Origin of the sequence: Enterobacter sp. JH25 (genome assembly GCF_021725435.1) — a bacterium.
Taxonomy (GTDB): Bacteria; Pseudomonadota; Gammaproteobacteria; order Enterobacterales; family Enterobacteriaceae; genus Enterobacter; species Enterobacter intestinihominis.
On sequence record NZ_CP091319.1, the window covers coordinates 3,297,161 to 3,316,364 of the forward strand.

At 56.2% G+C, this 19,204-nt stretch carries 15 protein-coding genes and 1 pseudogene; 10 read left to right on the forward strand and 6 right to left on the reverse strand.

The window, feature by feature from the left end:
* Positions 1 to 34: 34 nt before the first annotated feature.
* From celB to L2Y28_RS15860, 3 genes are read left to right on the forward strand one after another with little or no spacing between them, the layout of a single operon-like run.
* Positions 35 to 1,354: a PTS cellobiose transporter subunit IIC gene (celB, locus tag L2Y28_RS15850; protein WP_022648975.1), complete on the forward strand. Its 1,320-nt coding sequence runs from the start codon at positions 35 to 37 to the stop codon at positions 1,352 to 1,354.
* 3 nt (positions 1,355 to 1,357) lie between these two features.
* The gene (locus L2Y28_RS15855) at positions 1,358 to 2,314 is read left to right on the forward strand and encodes a N(4)-(beta-N-acetylglucosaminyl)-L-asparaginase (RefSeq protein ID WP_022648976.1); all 957 of its coding nucleotides are present in this window, start codon (positions 1,358 to 1,360) and stop codon (positions 2,312 to 2,314) included.
* Positions 2,314 to 3,732 (forward strand): M17 family metallopeptidase, encoded by a 1,419-nt coding sequence (locus tag L2Y28_RS15860; protein ID WP_022648977.1) that lies wholly within the window; start codon positions 2,314 to 2,316, stop codon positions 3,730 to 3,732. Before L2Y28_RS15855 ends, L2Y28_RS15860 begins: the two co-directional genes overlap by 1 nt.
* 76 nt (positions 3,733 to 3,808) lie before the next feature.
* Here the strand turns inward: L2Y28_RS15860 and L2Y28_RS15865 are convergent, their stop codons facing one another.
* The 4 genes from L2Y28_RS15865 to L2Y28_RS15880 all read right to left on the reverse strand — a co-directional run bounded on the left by L2Y28_RS15865 (position 3,809) and on the right by L2Y28_RS15880 (position 8,254).
* A complete protein-coding gene (locus tag L2Y28_RS15865; protein WP_211482948.1) occupies positions 3,809 to 4,510 on the reverse strand; it encodes a DnaA inactivator Hda in 702 nt (233 codons plus the stop codon).
* A 97-nt stretch (positions 4,511 to 4,607) separates the two neighbouring features.
* Positions 4,608 to 5,897, reverse strand: a complete 1,290-nt coding sequence (uraA, locus tag L2Y28_RS15870) for a uracil permease (RefSeq protein WP_022648978.1) — start codon at positions 5,895 to 5,897, stop codon at positions 4,608 to 4,610.
* Positions 5,898 to 5,979: 82 nt separating this feature from the next.
* Positions 5,980 to 6,606 (reverse strand): uracil phosphoribosyltransferase, encoded by a 627-nt coding sequence (gene upp / locus L2Y28_RS15875; RefSeq protein ID WP_022648979.1) that lies wholly within the window; start codon positions 6,604 to 6,606, stop codon positions 5,980 to 5,982.
* A 217-nt stretch (positions 6,607 to 6,823) separates the two neighbouring features.
* Positions 6,824 to 8,254 carry a 6-phospho-beta-glucosidase gene (locus L2Y28_RS15880; RefSeq protein WP_022648980.1) on the reverse strand — a complete coding sequence of 477 codons (1,431 nt, stop codon included), beginning with the start codon at positions 8,252 to 8,254 and terminating at the stop codon, positions 6,824 to 6,826.
* 266 nt (positions 8,255 to 8,520) lie between these two features.
* On the opposite strand from L2Y28_RS15880, the gene purM reads away from it, so the two are divergent.
* The 4 genes from purM (at position 8,521) to ppx (ending at position 14,003) form a co-directional block, all read left to right on the forward strand.
* A complete protein-coding gene (purM, locus tag L2Y28_RS15885; protein ID WP_022648981.1) occupies positions 8,521 to 9,558 on the forward strand; it encodes a phosphoribosylformylglycinamidine cyclo-ligase in 1,038 nt (345 codons plus the stop codon).
* Positions 9,555 to 10,196 carry a phosphoribosylglycinamide formyltransferase gene (purN, locus tag L2Y28_RS15890; RefSeq protein ID WP_022648982.1) on the forward strand — a complete coding sequence of 214 codons (642 nt, stop codon included), beginning with the start codon at positions 9,555 to 9,557 and terminating at the stop codon, positions 10,194 to 10,196. The genes purM and purN overlap by 4 nt, the downstream gene beginning before the upstream one ends.
* 204 nt (positions 10,197 to 10,400) lie before the next feature.
* On the forward strand, positions 10,401 to 12,461 hold the full coding sequence (gene ppk1 / locus L2Y28_RS15895; RefSeq protein ID WP_006811494.1) for a polyphosphate kinase 1: 2,061 nt from the start codon (positions 10,401 to 10,403) through the stop codon (positions 12,459 to 12,461).
* A 3-nt stretch (positions 12,462 to 12,464) separates the two neighbouring features.
* Positions 12,465 to 14,003 (forward strand): exopolyphosphatase, encoded by a 1,539-nt coding sequence (ppx, locus tag L2Y28_RS15900; protein ID WP_003860570.1) that lies wholly within the window; start codon positions 12,465 to 12,467, stop codon positions 14,001 to 14,003.
* On the opposite strand, the gene L2Y28_RS15905 is transcribed toward ppx, so the two are convergent.
* On the reverse strand, positions 13,951 to 16,248 hold the full coding sequence (locus tag L2Y28_RS15905) for an EAL domain-containing protein (RefSeq protein ID WP_022648983.1): 2,298 nt from the start codon (positions 16,246 to 16,248) through the stop codon (positions 13,951 to 13,953). The two genes, ppx and L2Y28_RS15905, sit on opposite strands and share 53 nt — an antisense overlap.
* Before the next feature lie 368 nt (positions 16,249 to 16,616).
* Here L2Y28_RS15905 and L2Y28_RS15910 point away from each other — a divergent pair, with 368 nt between their 5' ends.
* From L2Y28_RS15910 to L2Y28_RS15920, 3 genes and pseudogenes are all read left to right on the forward strand, one after another.
* On the forward strand, positions 16,617 to 16,787 hold the full coding sequence (locus L2Y28_RS15910) for a YfgG family protein (protein WP_017383512.1): 171 nt from the start codon (positions 16,617 to 16,619) through the stop codon (positions 16,785 to 16,787).
* 156 nt (positions 16,788 to 16,943) lie between these two features.
* Complete coding sequence (locus tag L2Y28_RS15915; RefSeq protein WP_022648985.1) at positions 16,944 to 17,411, forward strand: DUF6130 family protein; 468 nt, start codon at positions 16,944 to 16,946, stop codon at positions 17,409 to 17,411.
* A 10-nt stretch (positions 17,412 to 17,421) separates the two neighbouring features.
* Positions 17,422 to 18,167, forward strand: a pseudogene (locus L2Y28_RS15920) (alpha/beta fold hydrolase).
* A 130-nt stretch (positions 18,168 to 18,297) separates the two neighbouring features.
* Here the strand turns inward: L2Y28_RS15920 and L2Y28_RS15925 are convergent.
* Positions 18,298 to 19,134, reverse strand: a complete 837-nt coding sequence (locus L2Y28_RS15925; RefSeq protein WP_022648988.1) for a MipA/OmpV family protein — start codon at positions 19,132 to 19,134, stop codon at positions 18,298 to 18,300.
* Positions 19,135 to 19,204: the final 70 nt, after the last annotated feature.

A 19,204-nucleotide genomic window follows, 5' to 3' on the forward strand; every position in this document is an offset into this window, starting at 1 on the left:
AAACAACACCTCTCAATCTTGTACGGAGTTCACAATGAACAATGTTCTGGGATTTCTTGAAGCAAAACTGATGCCGCTGGCGGCGAAAACGGCCCAGCAGCGTCATCTTGGGGCCATTCGTGGGGCCTACGTTTCATTCATGCCGTTTATCATCGTCGGCTCCATCCTGCTGGTGATCTCCTCCTTCCCGAATCAGGCCTATCAGCAGTTTATGTCTCAGGCCTTTGGTGAGAGCTGGAGTGCGATTATAGAGATTCCATTCAACGCGGTATTCTCAACCATGTCGCTGTTTATCAGCTTCCTGGTGGCCTACCGCCTGGCTGAGCACTATGGCGAGGACCGCATCTCCTGCGGCATCCTGGCGCTGGTCGCCTTCCTGATCCTGACGCCCTTTATCAAAGTGGCGGAAAACGGCGGCATTACCGTGATGCCCGTGGAGTGGATTGGCAGCAAAGGGTTGTTTGTGGCGATGATCGGTTCCCTGCTGTGGACGGAACTGTTCTGCTGGCTGAAGCGCAAAAAGCTGGTCATCAAAATGCCGGACGGCGTACCACCGGCGGTACAGGAGTCGTTCGCGGCGCTGATCCCGGCCCTGCTGGTGATGATTCTGGTGCTTATTATCCGCATCATCTTCGAAAACACCCACTACCACACCATCCACCAGTTTATTTATGAAGTGGTTGCCACCCCGGTGCGCCACTACGGCACCTCTTATTTCGGTGCGCTGATGACCGTATTCAGTATCACCATTCTGTGGTCAGTGGGCATTAACTCCGGTTCGATGATCAACGGCATTATTCGCCCGCTGTGGATGGAAAACCAGACCGACAACATCGCCGCGATTCAGGCGGGAACGACGCCGCCGCACATCATCACCGAACAGTTTTTTGACATGATCTGGATGGGCGGCGCGGGCGCCACGCTGTCGCTGGTGATAGCGATGCTGATTTTCGCCCGCAGCAAAAACATGCGAGAGGTGGCGCGCCTCGGTGCGGGTGCCTCGGTGTTTAACATCAACGAACCGATCCTGTTTGGCCTGCCGGTGATCATGAACCCGATCATGCTCATCCCGTTTAATCTGGTGCCGCTGGTGCTGGTCACCGTGCAGTATGCGGCGATGAAAATTGGCGCGGTCGCCGTCACCACCGGGGTGTTTATTCCCTGGACGCTGCCGCCGGTTATCAGCGGCTTTATCGTCACCGGGCACCTGAGCGGCAGCGTGATGCAGCTGATCAACCTGCTGATTGGCGCCATGCTGTACCTGCCTTTCATGCGTATCCTGGATAAACAGTACCGCGCCGCGGAGCTGACTACCGCTACGCAACCCGACACCACCCTTGCAAAACAGGAGTAAAGCATGTGGGGAATTATCGCAACCTGGCGAATGGCACTTGAAGGGGTAACGGAATCCGCGTCTGCCCTGGCGGCGGGAAAACCGGTCGCTTCGGCGGTGGTCGATGCCGTCGCTGCCGTGGAAGACTTTCCGCTGTATAAATCCGTCGGCTACGGTGGCCTGCCGACCGAGAACGGCGAGGTGGAGCTGGACGCGGCGTATATGGACGGCGACACGCTGGCGTTCGGCGCCGTGGGGAATCTGGTGGATATCGCCAACCCGGTGCGCGTGGCGCACGCGCTCAGCCGTCAACGCTATAACAGCCTGCTGGTCGGCCAGGGCGCGCGCGAATGGGCGCTGAGCCAGGGCTTTGCCGACAAAACCATGCTCACGGATCGCGCCATGCAGCACTACCGCAAGCGCTGCCGCGAAACGCTGGATAAGGGGTTAAGCCCCTACGACGGACATGACACCGTCGGCATCATTGGCCTTGATAAACAGGGTTCGATGAGCGTCGCCACCTCCACCAGTGGCCTGTTTATGAAAAAACGCGGTCGCCTCGGTGACTCACCCATCATCGGCTCCGGCTTTTACTGCGACAGCGAAACCGGCGCGGCCACCGCCACAGGCGTCGGTGAAGACCTGATGAAGGGCTGTACCAGCTACGAAATCGTTCGCCGGATGGCGCAAGGGATGACGCCGCAGCAGGCGGCGGATTCAGTCGTATTCGAACTGGAAGACAAGCTGATGTCGCGCTTCGGTCGCGCGGGCGATCTCTCCGTGGTGTGCATGAACAACCAGGGCGAATTTGGCGCCGCGACTAACATAAAAACCTTCTCGTTCGTGGTGGCGACGGCTCGCCAGCCCCTCACCGTTTTTCGTACTGAACGCCTGCGGGAGAAAACGCACTATCACGCGGTAGATGAGGAGTGGATGCAGGCCTATGCCGCACGGATCCGCGCGCCGATTGAGGAATCATGATGATCACTTACCAGTTTATCAACGCGCTTTCAGACGCGAAGCCGAACAGCCATTTGATTGCGCGCGCTGACAGTTCCCTGTTACCGGAAAGCGCTCTTGTCGCTGAAATGCGCCAGCAGAGCACCGTCGCGGACGCTCGCTTTGGCTGCGCGCCGTTTGCGCGCATTACTCTGTTGCCGGACGCGCTATGGCATGACGCCCTGACCGAAGGGTTGCTCACCGCCCTGCGACCGCTGCTTACCGCCCCCGCCAGCGCCGAACTCGTGCTGGACGTGACGGATATCGACGATGTGGTGCTGGCGCAGGTGCTGCGTTTTCTCTTTAATCAGGCGCACAGGCTCAGTGACCTGAAGCTGAAGAAGACGGACGAAGCGGTGCGTCTTACCTGCATCACTGCCCTCTGCCTGCCGGAACAGCAGGCGAAGCTGGAGACGACCTTCCGCCAGCAGCAGGCCATTGCGCTCGGCATGATCGCGGCGCGACGTCTGGCGGATATGCCGTCCGACCGCTGCACGCCGCAGTTTGTGGTGGAAGAGGCGCAAAAACTGTGTGCCGCCAGCCCTGCCCTGCGCTGCGAGGTGCTGCACGAAAAAGATATTGCTGAGCAGGGTCTTGGACTGCTGCACGCCGTTGGCAAAGGGGCGACCTGCCCGCCGCGTCTGCTGGCTATTCATTATGATGGTGCCAACGACGGCCCGATGCGCTGCTACGTGGGAAAAGGCATTACCTTTGACACCGGCGGCCTGTGGCTGAAGGAAGGCGCGGGCATGTACACCATGAAATATGACATGTGCGGCGCGGCCAACGTACTGGGGCTGATGCTGACCGTTGCGGAGCTGAAATTACCCGTGCGCATCATGGGCGTGCTGGCGCTGGCGGAAAACGCCATCGGCCCCGACGCCATGCAGCCCGGCACGGTGGCAACAGCCTGTAACGGAACCACCGTTGAAATCAATAATACCGATGCCGAGGGCCGGCTGGTGCTGGCTGACGCCATTGCCTGGGCCAGCCAGCGGTACCCGCAGGCCCGCTACATCATTGATATGGCGACTTTGACGGGCGCAGTGGTGAAAGCGCTGGGGTATGAGCTGAGCGGGCTGATGACCCAGGATGAACCGCTGCGCGCCGCGTTGACGCAGGCAGGAAAACGGAGCGGTGACGAGGTGTGGTCTCTGCCGCTGGACGCACGGCTGAAAAAGCAGACCGACAGCGCGATTGCCGATCTGTGCAACACACCGACTAACAATGCGGCGATAAGCGCCTCGGCGGCGTGGCTGCTGCATCACTTCTGTCCGCCGGCGATCCCATGGGCACATCTGGATATCAGCGGGACGGCGCTGTGGCGTGAGAACGGCAGAAGCATGGCGTCGGGAAGACCGATTCCGCTGCTGGTTGAGCACCTGATGGGGGATCTTTAGCCCGGTGGCGCTGCGCTTACCGGGCCTACAGGTGCCATATGTAGGCCGGGTAAGGCGCAGCCGCCACCCGGCATAACTACAGCTTAAGAATATCTTTCACAAACGGAATGGTCAGCTTGCGCTGGGCGGTGATGGAGGCGCGATCGAGCTGATCGAGCGTATCAAAGAGCGTGCGCATCTCCCGATCCAGACGCTTGAGCAGGAAGCGCCCTACGTCTTCCGGTAGTTCAAATCCGCGCAGTCTGGCGCGCAACTGAAGTGCCTGGAGTTTGTCTTCATCCGACAGCGGTTGCAGCTTGTAGATTTGCCCCCAGTCCAGACGAGACGCCAGATCCGGCAGCCCCAGATTGAGCTGACGCGGCGGACGATCGCCGGTGATCAGCAGCCGGGTTTTGCCCGACTCCAGAATGCGGTTGTAGAGGTTAAAGATCGCCATTTCCCACGGCTCGTCTCCCGCCACGCATTCAATATTATCGATGCAGACCAGGGAGAGATGTTCCATGCCCTCCAGCACTTCAGGCACAAACCAGGTGCGTTTATCCAGCGGCACATAGCCTACCGCGTCACCGCGCGCCGAAAGTTCCGCACAGGCGGCATGCAGCAGGTGGCTGCGTCCCGCGCCTTCGCGTGACCAGATATAGATGTATCCGCTGTGTTCCTGGCGCAGCACGTTTTGCAGTGCAGCCAGTAAAGAGGGGTTATCACCCGGCCAGAAACTCGCGAAAGTTTCGTCGTCAGGGAGATAAAGTGGCAGAGAGAGCTGTGCCGGTCCGTTCAGAAATACCTCAACCAGAGATCTTACATAAAATCGGAATGGAGTTTAACACGGAACCAGCAAGGAGAGAACCGGGCGGATCGTCCGCCCGGTTAAAGGATCAATGTGGTGCTTTTTCGCTATCGTCAGCGTCCAGGATTTCTTCTTCCGGACGAATGACCGAGATCAGCTTGAAAATCAGGCTCAGGCCCACGCCGACGATGGTCGCCAGCGCCATACCCTTCAGCTCTGCCGCGCCGATGTGCACCTTCGCGCCGCTCACGCCGATGATCAGGATAACGGAGGTCAGGATCAGGTTCTGCGCCTTGCTGTAATCCACTTTGGATTCAATCAGCACGCGAATACCGGACGCACCGATCACCCCGTACAGCAGCAGGGAAACGCCGCCCATCACCGGAACCGGGATAATCTGGATCGCCGCCGCCAGTTTGCCGACGCAGGAGAGCAGAATAGCGATGATCGCCGCGCCGCCGATAACCCAGGTGCTGTAGACGCGGGTGATCGCCATTACGCCGATGTTCTCCCCGTAAGTGGTGTTAGGCGTGGAGCCGAAGAAACCGGAGATGATGGTGGAGAAACCGTTGGCAAACATGGAGCGATGCAGGCCCGGGTCGCGGATCAGGTCACGCTTCACGATGTTCGCCGTCACCACCAGGTGGCCAACGTGCTCAGCAATCACCACCAGTGCAGCAGGCAGAATGGTGAAGATAGCAAACCATTCGAAGCGTGGGGTGTAGAAGGTCGGCAGCGCGAACCAGTGTGCCTCGGCAATCGGTGTGGTATCCACAACGCCCATCACGAAGGAGAGCGCGTAACCCGCCAGCACGCCGATCAGGATCGGGATAATCGCCATAAAGCCGCGGAACAGGACGGAACCGAAAACCGTCACGCCCAGCGTCACCAGCGAAATAATAATGGTTTTAGAATCCGGTGACTGACCGTCCGCAGGCAGCAGCCCAGCCATGTTCGCCGCGACACCCGCCAGTTCCAGGCCGATGACGGCAACGATTGCCCCCATTGCCGCAGGCGGGAACATCACGTCCAGCCAGCCGGTACCCGCTTTCTTCACGATGAAGGAGACCAGGCAAAACAGCACGCCGCACATGATAAAGCCGCCCAGCGCGACCTCGTAACCCAGCGGCAGCAACAGCAGTACCGGGGAGATAAACGCGAAGCTCGACCCGAGATAGGCCGGGATTTTGCCTTTACAGATGAAGAGGTAAAGCAGCGTACCGATGCCGTTAAACAGCAGCACGGTAGCCGGGTTAATGTGAAACAGGATTGGCACCAGCACGGTTGCGCCAAACATGGCGAACAGGTGCTGCAAACTAAGCGGGATTGTCTGTAAAAGCGGCGGTCTTTCACTCACCCCGATAGCACGGCGCGTCATAGTGTTTTCCTCTGAGTGTCATTGTTGGTTTTTATTCAAAAAAAAGCCGACTATCAAAGTCGGCTTCTTTATCGTTATTCGATTATTTAGTCCCAAAAATCTTATCGCCGGCATCGCCGAGCCCCGGGATAATGTACCCGTGCTCGTTCAGTCCCTGGTCGACAGACGCGGTATAGAGTTCAACGTCCGGGTGCGCTTTTTCCAGCGCCGCGATACCTTCCGGCGCCGCGACCAGCACCAGCACTTTGATGCTGCTGCAGCCTGCTTGTTTCAGCAGGTCAATGGTGGCGATCATCGAACCACCGGTCGCCAGCATCGGGTCAACTACCAGCGCCATACGCTCATCAATGTTAGAGACCAGCTTCTGGAAGTATGGGACCGGCTCAAGCGTCTCTTCGTTACGGTAGATACCTACCACGCTGATACGCGCGCTTGGGACGTGCTCCAGCACGCCTTCCATCATGCCCAGACCCGCACGCAGGATTGGCACCACGGTAATTTTTTTACCTTTGATCTGCTCAACCTGTACCGGGCCGTTCCAGCCTTCGATGGTCACTTTTTCCGTTTCCAGATCAGAGGTCGCTTCGTAGGTCAGCAGGCTACCCACTTCAGAAGCCAGTTCGCGAAAACGCTTCGTGCTGATGTCATGCTCACGCATCAGGCCCAACTTGTGTTTAACGAGTGGGTGTTTCACTTCCACAATCTTCATTCTCTTTCTCCTCTGAGGTGGCATCCGCAAAAAAATCGCGGGATTATACCGCTTTTTTCGGATTGCACCATACCCATGTTGCTTGATGTACATCAATCAAAAACAAAAAAGCCGGAGGCTGGGCTCCGGTTTGGGTGCGGGGTCTTGCCCGGTGGCGCTGCGCTTACGCGGGCCTACGTGTAGTGTAGGTCGGGTAAGCGTTAGCGCCACCCGACAATTACAGGTTATCGCCGTTGCTCGCAATCACCTGCTTATACCAGTCGAACGATTTCTTCTTGCTGCGGTTCAGCGTGCCGTTACCTTCGTTATCTTTATCGACAAAGATAAAACCGTAGCGTTTCTTCATTTCGCCAGTGCCGGCAGAGACCAGGTCGATACAGCCCCACGGGGTATAGCCCATCAGATCCACGCCGTCTTCCACCACCGCTTTTTTCATCTCGCGGATGTGGGCGGAAAGGTAGTCGATGCGGTACTGGTCGTTCACCGTGCCGTCGCTCTCCAGCACGTCGATCGCGCCAAAGCCGTTTTCCACAATAAACAGCGGCAGCTGATAGTGACCCCAGAACCAATTCAGAGAGTAGCGCAGCCCGACAGGATCGATCTGCCAGCCCCAGTCCGATTTCTGCACGTACGGGTTAGAAACCAGGCTCTTGCTCTCGTCATAATCCAGCGTCGGATTATCCGCCGTCGCTTTGGTGGCGAACGACATGTAGTAGCTGAACCCGATGTAATCCACGCAGCCCTGCGTCAGCGCCACTTTATCTTCTTCGGTGATATCCAGCGCGAAGCCGCGACGTTCAAAGTAGTTGAGCAGATGCTGCGGATACTTGCCGCGCACGTGAACGTCGGTGAACCAGTAGCGGCGATGCATGGCGTTCATCGCCATCATCATGTCGTCCGGGGCACAGGTCAGCGGATAGATGGGGCACATGGCAATCATGCAGCCGATATGCAGTGACGGGTTGATCTCACGCCCCGCTTTCACCGCCAGGGCGCTGGCCACCAGCTCATAGTGCGCCGCCTGGAACATCACCGGCTCGCGATCTTCTCCCGGCGCATATTTCAGCCCGGAGTTGGTAAACGGCGCAAAGTCTTCGTGAAAGTTGGCCTGGTTATTGATCTCGTTAAAGGTCATCCAGTACTTCACTTTGTGCTGATAGCGCTCAAAAACGACCTTCGCGAAGCGGACAAAGAAGTCGATCAGCTTACGGTTACGCCAGCCGCCGTATTCCGTTACGAGGTGGAAAGGCATCTCGAAGTGGGAAAGCGTGATCACCGGCTCGATGCCGTGCTTCAGGCACTCGTCGAAAAGATCGTCATAGAATTTGAGTCCCGCTTCGTTCGGCTCCAGCTCGTCGCCTTTCGGGAAGATACGCGTCCAGGCAATGGAGGTGCGGAAGCATTTGAACCCCATCTCGGCAAAGAGTTTGATGTCTTCTTTATAGCGGTGGTAAAAGTCGATGGCTTCGTGGTTTGGGTAATTTTTCCCCTCCAGCACGCCGTTGGTGATTTCACGCGGTACCCCGTGGGCGCCTGCCGTCATGACATCGGCAACGCTCACGCCCTTGCCGCCCTCTTTCCAGCCGCCTTCAAGCTGGTGCGCCGCAACGGCCCCACCCCACAGAAAACCTGCTTTAAATCCTGACATTCGCTTTCCCTCATTCTGCGTTATTTTCTGCAAAAACAGTTACAGAAACCGGTTTCATTTTGATGATGTGCAAAGGGGATAGCCGTTGCAAGCAGATCGCCGAAACCGGTTTCATTTTCGTGAACGGAGTCAAGTTTGTTGCCCTGGACAGTCCGCACAGAAAAAAAGATCCTCGCGCCGAGAATAGGCTCGCAAACGTTTGCCTGGACTGTTAGAATTGCGCCGATTTTTCTTACTAGCTATGCAATCGCGTGGGGATTTAAGCCGTGACCAACAAAACTTCTCTCAGCTACAAAGATGCCGGTGTTGATATTGACGCAGGTAATGCGCTGGTTGACCGAATCAAAGGTGTGGTGAAAAAAACCCGCCGCCCGGAAGTGATGGGTGGCCTGGGTGGATTCGGCGCACTGTGCGCGCTGCCGCAAAAATATCGTGAACCTGTGCTGGTCTCGGGTACGGATGGTGTCGGTACAAAACTGCGCCTGGCGATGGATCTTAAGCGTCACGATACGATTGGTATTGATCTGGTGGCGATGTGCGTCAACGACCTGGTGGTACAGGGCGCTGAGCCGCTGTTCTTCCTGGATTACTACGCGACCGGCAAGCTGGATGTGGATACCGCAGCCAGCGTCATTAACGGTATCGCCGAAGGCTGTCTGCAATCCGGCTGTGCGCTGGTCGGCGGTGAAACCGCTGAAATGCCAGGCATGTATCACGGTGAAGATTATGACGTCGCAGGCTTCTGCGTCGGTGTGGTAGAAAAATCAGAAATTATCGACGGCAGCAAAGTGGCTGACGGCGATGTGCTGGTTGCGCTGGCCTCCAGCGGTCCGCACTCCAACGGCTACTCTCTGGTGCGTAAGATCCTCGAAGTGAGCGGTTGCGACCCGCTGACCACCGAGCTGGACGGCAAACCGCTGGCCGATCACCTGCTGGCCCCGACCCGTATCTACGTCAAAAACGTGCTGGAGCTGATTGAGAACGTTGAGGTGCACGCCATCGCTCACCTTACCGGCGGCGGCTTCTGGGAAAACATTCCGCGCGTGCTGCCGGACAATACCCAGGCGGTGATCGACGCCTCCTCATGGCAGTGGCCGCCCGTCTTCAACTGGCTGCAATCCGCAGGCAACGTGAGCGAGCATGAAATGTATCGCACCTTTAACTGCGGCGTGGGCATGGTTATCGCCCTGCCAGCCAGCGAAGCGGATAAAGCGGTTAAACTGCTGACAGAAAAAGGTGAAAACGCGTGGAAAATCGGTACGATTAAAGCTTCCGATTCCGAACAGCGTGTGGTCATTGAATGAAAAACATCGTGGTGCTCATTTCCGGCAACGGAAGCAATTTGCAGGCAATTATAGACGCCTGCAAACAGAAGAAAATCAATGGCACCATTCGGGCAGTATTCAGCAACAAGGCCGATGCGTTCGGCCTTGAGCGCGCGCGGGAAGCGAACATTCCTGCGCACGCGCTGGAAGCCAGCCAGTTCGCCGGGCGTGAAGCCTTTGACCGTGAGCTGGTGCAGGAGATTGACGCCTACGCGCCTGACGTGGTGGTGCTGGCGGGCTACATGCGTATCCTGAGCCCGTCCTTCGTCGCGCATTACAACGGACGTTTGCTGAATATCCACCCTTCTCTTCTGCCGAAATATCCTGGCCTGCATACCCATCGTCAGGTGCTGGAGAACGGCGATGAGGAGCATGGTACCTCCGTGCATTTCGTTACCGACGAGCTGGACGGCGGTCCGGTCATTTTGCAGGCAAAAGTACCGGTCTTTGACGGTGACAACGAAGACGACGTGACGGAACGTGTACAGGCTCAGGAACACGCCATTTATCCGCTGGTGGTAAGCTGGTTTGTTGACGGCCGTCTTGAGATGCGCGACGGTGCCGCCTGGCTGGACGGCGTGAAGTTACCCCCGCAGGGTCATGCGGCTGAAGAGTAGTTTGTTCTGTCGGGTGGCGCTGCGCTTACCCGACCTACATATTGCATTACCCGATATTCCCTTCTCCAACCCCCTAAAATCCCCAACAAAAAAAATAACTGTCATACTTTTCTGGCACTGTTGGACATATCGTGGAAATGCTCGCCATAATAAGGACGAGACGGATTTACCACGTCCTGTGATTGAACTGGAGTGTGAGCTGTAATGGGTCAGGAAAAGTTATATATCGAGAAAGAGCTAAGCTGGTTAGCATTCAACGAACGTGTACTTCAGGAAGCGGCCGATAAAAGCAACCCGCTGATTGAGCGTATGCGTTTTTTAGGCATCTATTCCAACAATCTGGATGAGTTCTACAAGGTTCGCTTCGCCGAACTGAAACGCCGAATCATCATCAGCGAAGAACAGGGCTTAAACTCCCACTCGCGGCATCTGCTTGGAAAAATCCAGTCTCGCGTCATGAAAGCCGATCAGGAATTTGATGGCCTCTATAACGAGCTGCTGCTGGAAATGGCACGCAACCAAATCTTCCTGATCAACGAACGCCAGCTCTCCGCGAATCAGCAAAACTGGCTGCGCCACTATTTCAAACACTATCTGCGCCAGCATATCACCCCGATTCTGATCAACCGTGAAACCGATCTGGTGCAGTTCCTGAAAGATGATTACACCTATCTGGCGGTAGAAATCATTCGTGGTGAGACCATTAACTACGCGCTGCTGGAAATACCGTCTGATAAAGTCCCGCGCTTTGTAAATCTGCCGCCGGAAACCCCGCGCCGACGTAAGCCGATGATCCTGCTGGATAACATTCTGCGCTACTGTCTGGACGATATCTTCAAAGGTTTCTTCGATTACGACGCGCTCAACGCCTACTCGATGAAGATGACCCGTGACGCCGAGTACGATCTGGTGCATGAGATGGAGGCCAGCCTGATGGAGCTGATGTCTTCCAGCCTCAAGCAGCGCCTGACGGCAGAGCCGGTGCGTTTTGTCTATCAGCGCGATATGCCGGACGCGATGGTGGAGATGCTGCGCGATAAGCTGACCATCTCCCGCTACGACTCCATAATCCCCGGTGGGCGTTACCACAACTTTAAAGATTTCATTGGCTTCCCGAACGTCGGCAAAGCCAATCTGGTAAACAAACCGCTGCCGCGCCTGCGCCATATCTGGTTCGATAAATTCCGCAACGGGTTCGATGCCATCCGCGAGCGGGATGTGCTGCTCTACTATCCGTATCACACCTTTGAACACGTGCTGGAATTGCTGCGTCAGGCCTCGTTCGATCCGAACGTGCTGGCGATTAAAATCAACATTTATCGCGTGGCGAAAGATTCCCGCATCATCGATGCGATGATCCACGCAGCGCACAACGGCAAGAAAGTGACCGTGGTGGTTGAGCTCCAGGCTCGCTTCGACGAAGAGGCCAACATCCACTGGGCGCGCCGACTGACGGAAGCGGGCGTGCACGTCATCTTCTCCGCGCCGGGGCTGAAGATTCACGCCAAGTTGTTCCTGATCTCCCGTAAAGAGGGCGACGACGTGGTGCGCTACGCCCATATCGGTACCGGGAACTTTAACGAGAAAACCGCGCGTATTTACACCGACTATTCGCTGCTGACTGCCGATGCCCGCATCACCAACGAAGTGCGTCGGGTGTTCAACTTCATTGAGAACCCGTACCGCCCGGTGAGCTTCGATTATCTGCTGGTGTCACCGCAGAACTCACGGCGCCTGCTGTACGATATGATCGACAAAGAGATTGCCAATGCGCAGAACGGCTTGTCGTCCGGCATCACGCTGAAGCTCAACAATCTGGTGGACAAAGGCCTGGTGGATCGCCTGTATGCGGCCTCCAGCTCCGGCGTTCCGGTAAATCTGCTCATTCGCGGCATGTGCTCGCTCATTCCGGAACTGGAAGGCATCAGCGACAACATCCGCGTGATCAGCATTGTGGATCGCTATCTTGAACACGATCGCGTCTATATTTTCGATAACGCCGGTGATAAGCGCGTATACCTCTCGTCCGCCGACTGGATGACGCGTAATATTGATTACCGTATTGAAGTGGCGGCACCGCTGCTGGATCCTCGCCTGAAGCAGCGTATCCTGGACATTATCGAGATCCTGTTCAGCGATACGGTGAAAGCACGTTATATCGACAAAGAACTCAGTAATCGCTATGTACCGCGCGGCAATCGCCGTAAAGTGCGGTCGCAGCTGGCGATTTACGATTACATCAAATCACTTGAGCAACCCGATTAACCTATGCCAATAAACGATAATACCCCACGCCCGCAGGAGTTCGCTGCGGTCGATCTTGGCTCAAACAGTTTCCATATGGTCATCGCCCGCGAGGTGGATGGCGCGATGCAGATCATCGGTCGTCTGAAGCAGCGCGTGCATCTGGCCGATGGGCTCGACGCGCGTAACATGCTGAGCGAAGAGGCAATGGAGCGCGGGCTTAACTGCCTGTCGCTGTTCGCAGAACGTCTGCAAGGCTTTTCGCCCTCCAGCGTCTGCATCGTCGGGACGCATACGCTACGCCAGGCGCTGAACGCGCCGGAATTTCTTAAGCGCGCGGAAAAGGTTATCCCCTACCCGATTGAGATCATCTCTGGTAACGAAGAAGCGCGCCTGATTTTTATGGGCGTGGAGCATACGCAGCCGGAAAAAGGCCGCAAGCTGGTGATTGATATCGGCGGAGGCTCAACCGAACTGGTGATTGGCGAAGATTTCGAGCCGCGTCTGGTTGAAAGCCGCCGTATGGGCTGCGTTAGCTTCGCGCAAATGTATTTTCCGGGCGGCGTCATCACCCGCGAAAACTTCCAGCGCGCGCGCATGGCCGCCGTGCAAAAACTGGAAAATCTGGCCTGGCAGTATCGTATTCAGGGCTGGAACGTGGCGCTGGGCGCATCGGGGTCGATTAAAGCGGCCCATGAAGTGCTGCTAGCGATGGGTGAAAAGGACGGGTTTATTACGCCTGAGCGCCTGGTGAAACTCACCGAAGAGGTGCTTAAGCACAAGAGCTTCGACGCCCTGAGTCTGCCGGGCTTGTCCGACGAGCGTAAAGCGGTGTTCGTACCGGGGCTGGCGATCCTCTGCGGCGTGTTTGACGCGCTGGCGATCAAAGAGCTGCGCCTCTCTGACGGCGCCCTGCGCGAAGGTGTGCTGTATGAGATGGAAGGCCGTTTCCGTCACCAGGATATTCGCAGCCGCACCGCGCAGAGCCTTGCCAACCAGTACAATATCGACCGCGAACAGGCGAAACGGGTGCTGGAAACCACGGTTCAGATGTACGAGCAGTGGGAGGAGCAGAATCCAAAGCTGGCGCATCCGCAGCTGGCCGCGCTGTTAAAATGGGCCGCGATGCTGCATGAGGTGGGGCTGAACATTAACCACAGCGGAATGCATCGTCATTCAGCCTATATTCTGCAAAATAGCGATCTGCCTGGCTTCAACCAGGAGCAGCAAACCATGATGGCGACGCTGGTGCGCTATCACCGCAAAGCCATCAAGCTCGACGATCTGCCGCGCTTTACGCTATTTAAGAAAAAGCAGTTCCTGCCACTCATTCAGCTTCTGCGCCTGGGCGTGCTGCTCAATAATCAGCGGCAGGCGACCACCACACCGCCTACACTGAAGCTTAAAACGGATGACTATCACTGGACGCTGAGCTTCCCGCACGACTGGTTTAGCCAGAACGCGCTGGTGCTGCTGGATCTGGAAAAAGAGCAGCAGTACTGGGAAGCGGTCACCGGCTGGCTGTTGAAGATTGAAGAAGAGAGTTCTGAGGCGGCAGCGTAACGGCTAAGGCGCTCTCCTGAGAAGGCTGTGTTTCGAGCAACGTATCAAGCTCAACTGGCAACCCAATCAAGTAGCCCTGCACATAATCGATACCTAGCGCGTGCACCGCGCTACGTATCTCTTCTGTTTCCACACATTCCGCCACCACCAGCATTTTCTTCATCCGGGCCAGATGGCAAATGGATGCCACGATCTGGTAATCCAGGCTGTTGCTGACAATATTGCGAATAAAGCCGCCGTCGATTTTGAGAATGTCGGCGTCCACGCTTTTTAACCGCGCATAGCTGGCGTAGCCGGTGCCAAAATCATCAATGGCGATCCGTATTCCCATTTTTTGCAATTGCCTGAGGGTGGATGCCGCCAGATCCGCATGACCAAAGGCGCTACTTTCGGTCACTTCAAAGATCAGCTGCCATGCTTCAACGGCATATCTGGCTAACAGGCGGCTCACTTCAAGCGGGAACTGCGCCCGGTAGACGGTTGAAGGTGCGAGGTTGATGGCAAAGCGCTGGCCCGGCAAACGCTGGCGGTGCTGTGCCAGGAAACTCAACGTACGCTCCAGTACCCATAAATCGACACGCGACGATAAACCAAACTCCTGTGCTATGGGCAGGAACTGCTCGGGAAAGATCAGCGCGCCGTTATCATCACGCATTCGCAGCAGCACTTCGTGGTAATGATCGCCGCGCAGGCCGCGAACAGGCTGAACTAACAGGCTAAAAGCATTCTGCTCCAGCGCTGTCTGCAAACGGCTCATCATCGCCACCTTATCTTTCAGGCTACGCTGCAAGTGAACAGCCCCGCGCTGCTGAAGATTTTCCGGGTGATTCGTTGAGAGGGAGAGGTCAGCCACGATGCCCAGTTCCCCCAGCACCAGATAGAGGTGATTGACGGGTGAGCGTACATAGCAGTAGCTCACGCCAACCTGAGGCTGCACCGGCATACCATCCCAGATAAAAACAAACTGCTTAATATGCTCGTCCAGCGTCTCAATGCGCTGTTGATGCGACTCCGCCTCCAGTCGCACCGCCATGTCATATCCGGTGAGGTGATAGACTTGCTCTTTTGGCTGAAGGGTGCCATTTATCCATTGCGCCAGCTGCTGCTTATACTGGATCCGTAGCAGTACGCCGTAATTACGCCCCAGCACTTCCAGCTCGGGCACGCGCAGAAAACAGAGCGCCGACCAGGGGTTACTGGCCAGCTCTCGCGACAGCGCCCGCAGGTTGGGCATATGCACCACCGGATCGAGAAAAGCCTGACTGCGGGAGCGAATATTGATGGTCCGCTGACGTGTCGCCAGCATCGACATATACGTCACAACGAAGGAAAAGACCAGATAGCTGGATGAGGTGATCGCCAGCTGAATGCCATAACCCTCCTGCACCGGAATGTAGTGATAAAAAAAGTGAATCGACACCAGCAGGACCGGCGTCCAGATGATTGACATTAGCTTGTAGCCAAAGCGCATCGCCCCCCAGAGCATCACGGGCATCAGCAGTGACAAAGTGTAGTTGGTGCTGAAAATGGAACTGTTTTCATTCATGGGCAGCAGCAGCATAGCCAGCAACCCACCCAGAGCTAAAAACCACACCACAAACTCAACGGCCGTCACCTTTTTGTCTATTTGCGTGCGGAGCTGGGACATCAGTCCCTTGATATAGCGCGGATGACGTATCAGGCGGATCAGCAGGTAGCTTAGCGGCACACCCGTCAGCCCGCTCACCAGCAGCCCCTGATAGTTAATAAGGGTCCGAATATTGAGGGGATTCAATCCTGCAAGGCTCTGGCGGCTCTCATAGACCCCGAGATAAACCGCAAACTGAAATAGCACCAGAAAAAGCGTTGCCGGGCAAAACACCTGCCAGAAGATACGTTGCCCCATCAGGCGTATGTCACCGTAAGCGGTCATATTGCGTCGGGGCGCAAACACGCGGTAACCGCCCCAGCTGAGCACCAGGGGGACGATAAAATGCAAAATGCCGGTCACGGTTTCAAACAACCCAACGGACGGGTAATAACGTAAAAACAGCGACACCACCACTCCGGGAAGGGCTTCCAGGCCAAAGAACAACATCAGCGTCAGCAGAAAGGAGAGCGGGAGATAATAGAGCGCAACGATACCGTCGCCCAGCTGCGTTAAGGTATTAGCCACACTAAGCACCGGGAGTAACACGACGGGTAATATAAGAGGAAGTGCCCACCAGCGGTCTTTATTTTGCTTCAGGATGTGGTGAATATTCATAGATGCTCGTTTACAACCCTTGCGCTCCAGAGGGTAAATGAAGACAGGCATCCAACCTGACGTACACGATGCCCGGAAAATTCCTGGCAAGCACAGTGGAGGTGGGATTTTAAATATCAACGACGAGATGCCGTTGACCTAAATCAAATTAATTTATCTGAATAAACATTTCTTACGTTTTATTTGAATATTTTTCCTGTAATTATCAATGCGATAAATAAAAGCGTTGTTTTTAATAACATAAATTAATGTAAGCATTGACGGTATTTTACATTTCGCTGAATTGACCCCGACTTGCGGCTGTGCCTTAATAGCCGTATCGCCCAAAAGGGTATACTCAGGAAAAGAAAGTGAGTCAGGCTACGCGTATGCGAAAACGACATCGATTTAACACCCGGATGACCCGCATCATACTGCTCATCAGTTTCCTGTTTTTCTTTGGCCGCTTTGTTTATTCCTCCATTGGCGCCTGGTATCACCATCAGGACAAAATTCAGTCACAGCAATCAGGTCTTGTAGTGGATTCGCCCGAGCGCTAAAGCATGTTCGCTCCAGGCAGACAAACTGTATCGCACTGTATCCCGAGCGCTACGCTGACAAACCGGTACAAAACGCCCGCAAAAGCAAACATCCCCGATACATAAAAATGGTCTTCTGTGTCCCTCGCCATAATAAACTGATGAGGAGAGACACAGATGATTCGTCGATATTTCCTGCTTCCTGTATTTGCGCTGACGTCCTTTGCTGGCGCACTGGCGGCACCGTTGGATGGCCTGAGCGCCGCTGATGTTAATGGCCCGGCCGCCGTAGCGCCGCAGGAAAAACCCCAGCCGCCAGCAAAACTGATCGTCGACCCACCGCTGGCGGGACCGCTGAGTAAAGGTGCGGTCTTTATTCAGTACCGCGTCGAAAACCTGCGCATTGAACCTGTATTTGGACCCGACGCGCTGAAAGTCACTCCGCGTATCGGCCATATTCACGTAGTGGTGGATGACGCGCCCTGGCACTGGGCTGATACCAGCGGCGAGCCGGTGATCCTGGTCGGGCTGCCCGCCGGGAAACACAAGTTAACCATCATCGTTGCCGACCCGATGCATAAGCCCATCGACCATAAAACCGTTGAATTCACCGTACCGCCCCACGCGGCGGTTCATCACTTTTAAGGAGCCTGTTATGAAAGCATTGTCTGTATTAACAGCGGCGCTGCTGGCGGTTTCCACCAACGCGCTGGCAGAGACGAAAGCCAGCGTGGTGCTGGTGCACGGGGCGTTTGCCGACGGGAGCAGCTGGAATAAGGTGATCACCCGGCTGCAAAAACACCATACCGAGGTCATTGCGGTACAACTTCCGCTCACGTCTCTGAAAGATGATGTCGCCGCCACGCAGCGTGCTATTGCCCGGGCTCATGGGGATGTGGTGCTGGTCGGTCACTCCTGGGGCGGGACGGTAATCAGCGAGGCGGGAAACAATGCCCGCTGAAGTCACTGGTTTACGTTGCCGCTTTTGCGCCGGATTCCGGCCAGTCGACGGCAGAACTGGCAAATAGCTTCCCTGATCCGCCAGGGAGCGCCAGCCTCGCTAAAACGGCAGAGGGGTATTTATATCTGCCGACAAAAGCGGTCAGCGAGAATTTTGCCCCTGACGTGAAGGACGTTGAGCGCAGCGTTATTGCCGCGACGCAGAGCCCCATTAAGGCCAATGCGTTTGGGGAGAAAGTCGCGCATGCCGCCTGGCATGACAAACCGAGCTGGTATGTGGTCAGCAAAAATGACCGGATGATCAATCCTGAGCTTGAGCGCGCAATGGCGAAGAAAATCAACGCCAACACCACGGAGGTTGCGGCAAGCCATGTATCGATGGTCAGCCAGCCGGACGTTGTTACCCGTACGATTGAACAGGCGTTATCGGGTCAACAGTGATAAAAAAAGCCCGCATGATGAACGGTTCGACTTCGGGCCACGCCATCCTACGGGCTTTATGTACTTCCGGCTCCTGTAACGGGGTTATGTGCGGTTTTGTCACAAACGCGCCTTCGCCCTCACTGAACCATCAGAAGCTATACGTCACCTTCAAACTTCCCACAGGAGACGTTTTTCGCTGAACAATGGGGCTATCGCCCGCCTCTCCCGTCAGCTGCGTAACGCCAGCTGCGGCAAGCAGGCTCCAGCGGGAGGTGAGCTTATGGGTCCAGTCCAGGTTCAGCGAATAGGCGTATATGCCCGATCCGGCATCATGTCGGGCAAATCCCGATGCGGCCGACTGGGCGGCGCTGACCCCGTAGTACGTTTGCATGTACTTGCTGGATCCCCAGTTGCCGGTCAGCGCCAGCGTCACCGAGTTTTCAGGAGAGGTGTAGAGCGGGCTGGCAATGCCAAAGTGCACAGCCTCACCGTTGTCTCTTTCCGAAACCGGGACCTCAGCCTGCAGCTGCACGTTAAGCCAGTCAGTTATCCTGTACCCCAGCCCCGGCACAACGACGGCCGAGCCTTTGATGTCACCCATCCCCCGCAGGTAGTCGCTGCCGGAGGCGATTGAATCGCTGCTTACGTCGCGATCCTTACGTCCTGCGCGATAGCTCAGCGCAGCGCTGTAATCCAGGTTGCCAACGCGGTTGCCGTAGCCGAGCCCGCGGGTGGTACTGATAAAGAACCCATTTGCCATCGCGTAATCAACCACCTGAGCCGCAGTAACGCGGCTCTTATCCGAACCGGAATAGCGTGGCGCAACATCCACGCCGCCCCCCAGGGTTAACACGTTGTCCTGGCGCTGCCCGGCCGCCAGCGCCGGGGTAGCCAGTAACGCCAGGACGGCCCCCGACAGGATGCTTTTCACGCTGCGACCGATGAGTGAACGGGGGAACCTGTGACGCAGTTTGCAGTTTCTCATTAAAGAAGCCCTTTTGGATTCAGATGGTTACGATTCAGGCGGTGTTAAACGCCAGCGCGCTCATTCTGAA

Coding starts and splice junctions, on each gene's coding strand:
- celB (WP_022648975.1), top strand. CDS start 35: ATGAACAATGTTCTGGGATTTCTTGAAGCAAAACTGATGCCGCTGGCG.
- L2Y28_RS15855 (WP_022648976.1), top strand. CDS start 1,358: ATGTGGGGAATTATCGCAACCTGGCGAATGGCACTTGAAGGGGTAACG.
- L2Y28_RS15860 (WP_022648977.1), top strand. CDS start 2,314: ATGATCACTTACCAGTTTATCAACGCGCTTTCAGACGCGAAGCCGAAC.
- uraA (WP_022648978.1), bottom strand. CDS start 5,897: ATGACGCGCCGTGCTATCGGGGTGAGTGAAAGACCGCCGCTTTTACAG.
- upp (WP_022648979.1), bottom strand. CDS start 6,606: ATGAAGATTGTGGAAGTGAAACACCCACTCGTTAAACACAAGTTGGGC.
- L2Y28_RS15880 (WP_022648980.1), bottom strand. CDS start 8,254: ATGTCAGGATTTAAAGCAGGTTTTCTGTGGGGTGGGGCCGTTGCGGCG.
- purN (WP_022648982.1), top strand. CDS start 9,555: ATGAAAAACATCGTGGTGCTCATTTCCGGCAACGGAAGCAATTTGCAG.
- ppk1 (WP_006811494.1), top strand. CDS start 10,401: ATGGGTCAGGAAAAGTTATATATCGAGAAAGAGCTAAGCTGGTTAGCA.
- ppx (WP_003860570.1), top strand. CDS start 12,465: ATGCCAATAAACGATAATACCCCACGCCCGCAGGAGTTCGCTGCGGTC.
- L2Y28_RS15905 (WP_022648983.1), bottom strand. CDS start 16,248: ATGAATATTCACCACATCCTGAAGCAAAATAAAGACCGCTGGTGGGCA.
- L2Y28_RS15910 (WP_017383512.1), top strand. CDS start 16,617: ATGCGAAAACGACATCGATTTAACACCCGGATGACCCGCATCATACTG.
- L2Y28_RS15915 (WP_022648985.1), top strand. CDS start 16,944: ATGATTCGTCGATATTTCCTGCTTCCTGTATTTGCGCTGACGTCCTTT.
- L2Y28_RS15925 (WP_022648988.1), bottom strand. CDS start 19,134: ATGAGAAACTGCAAACTGCGTCACAGGTTCCCCCGTTCACTCATCGGT.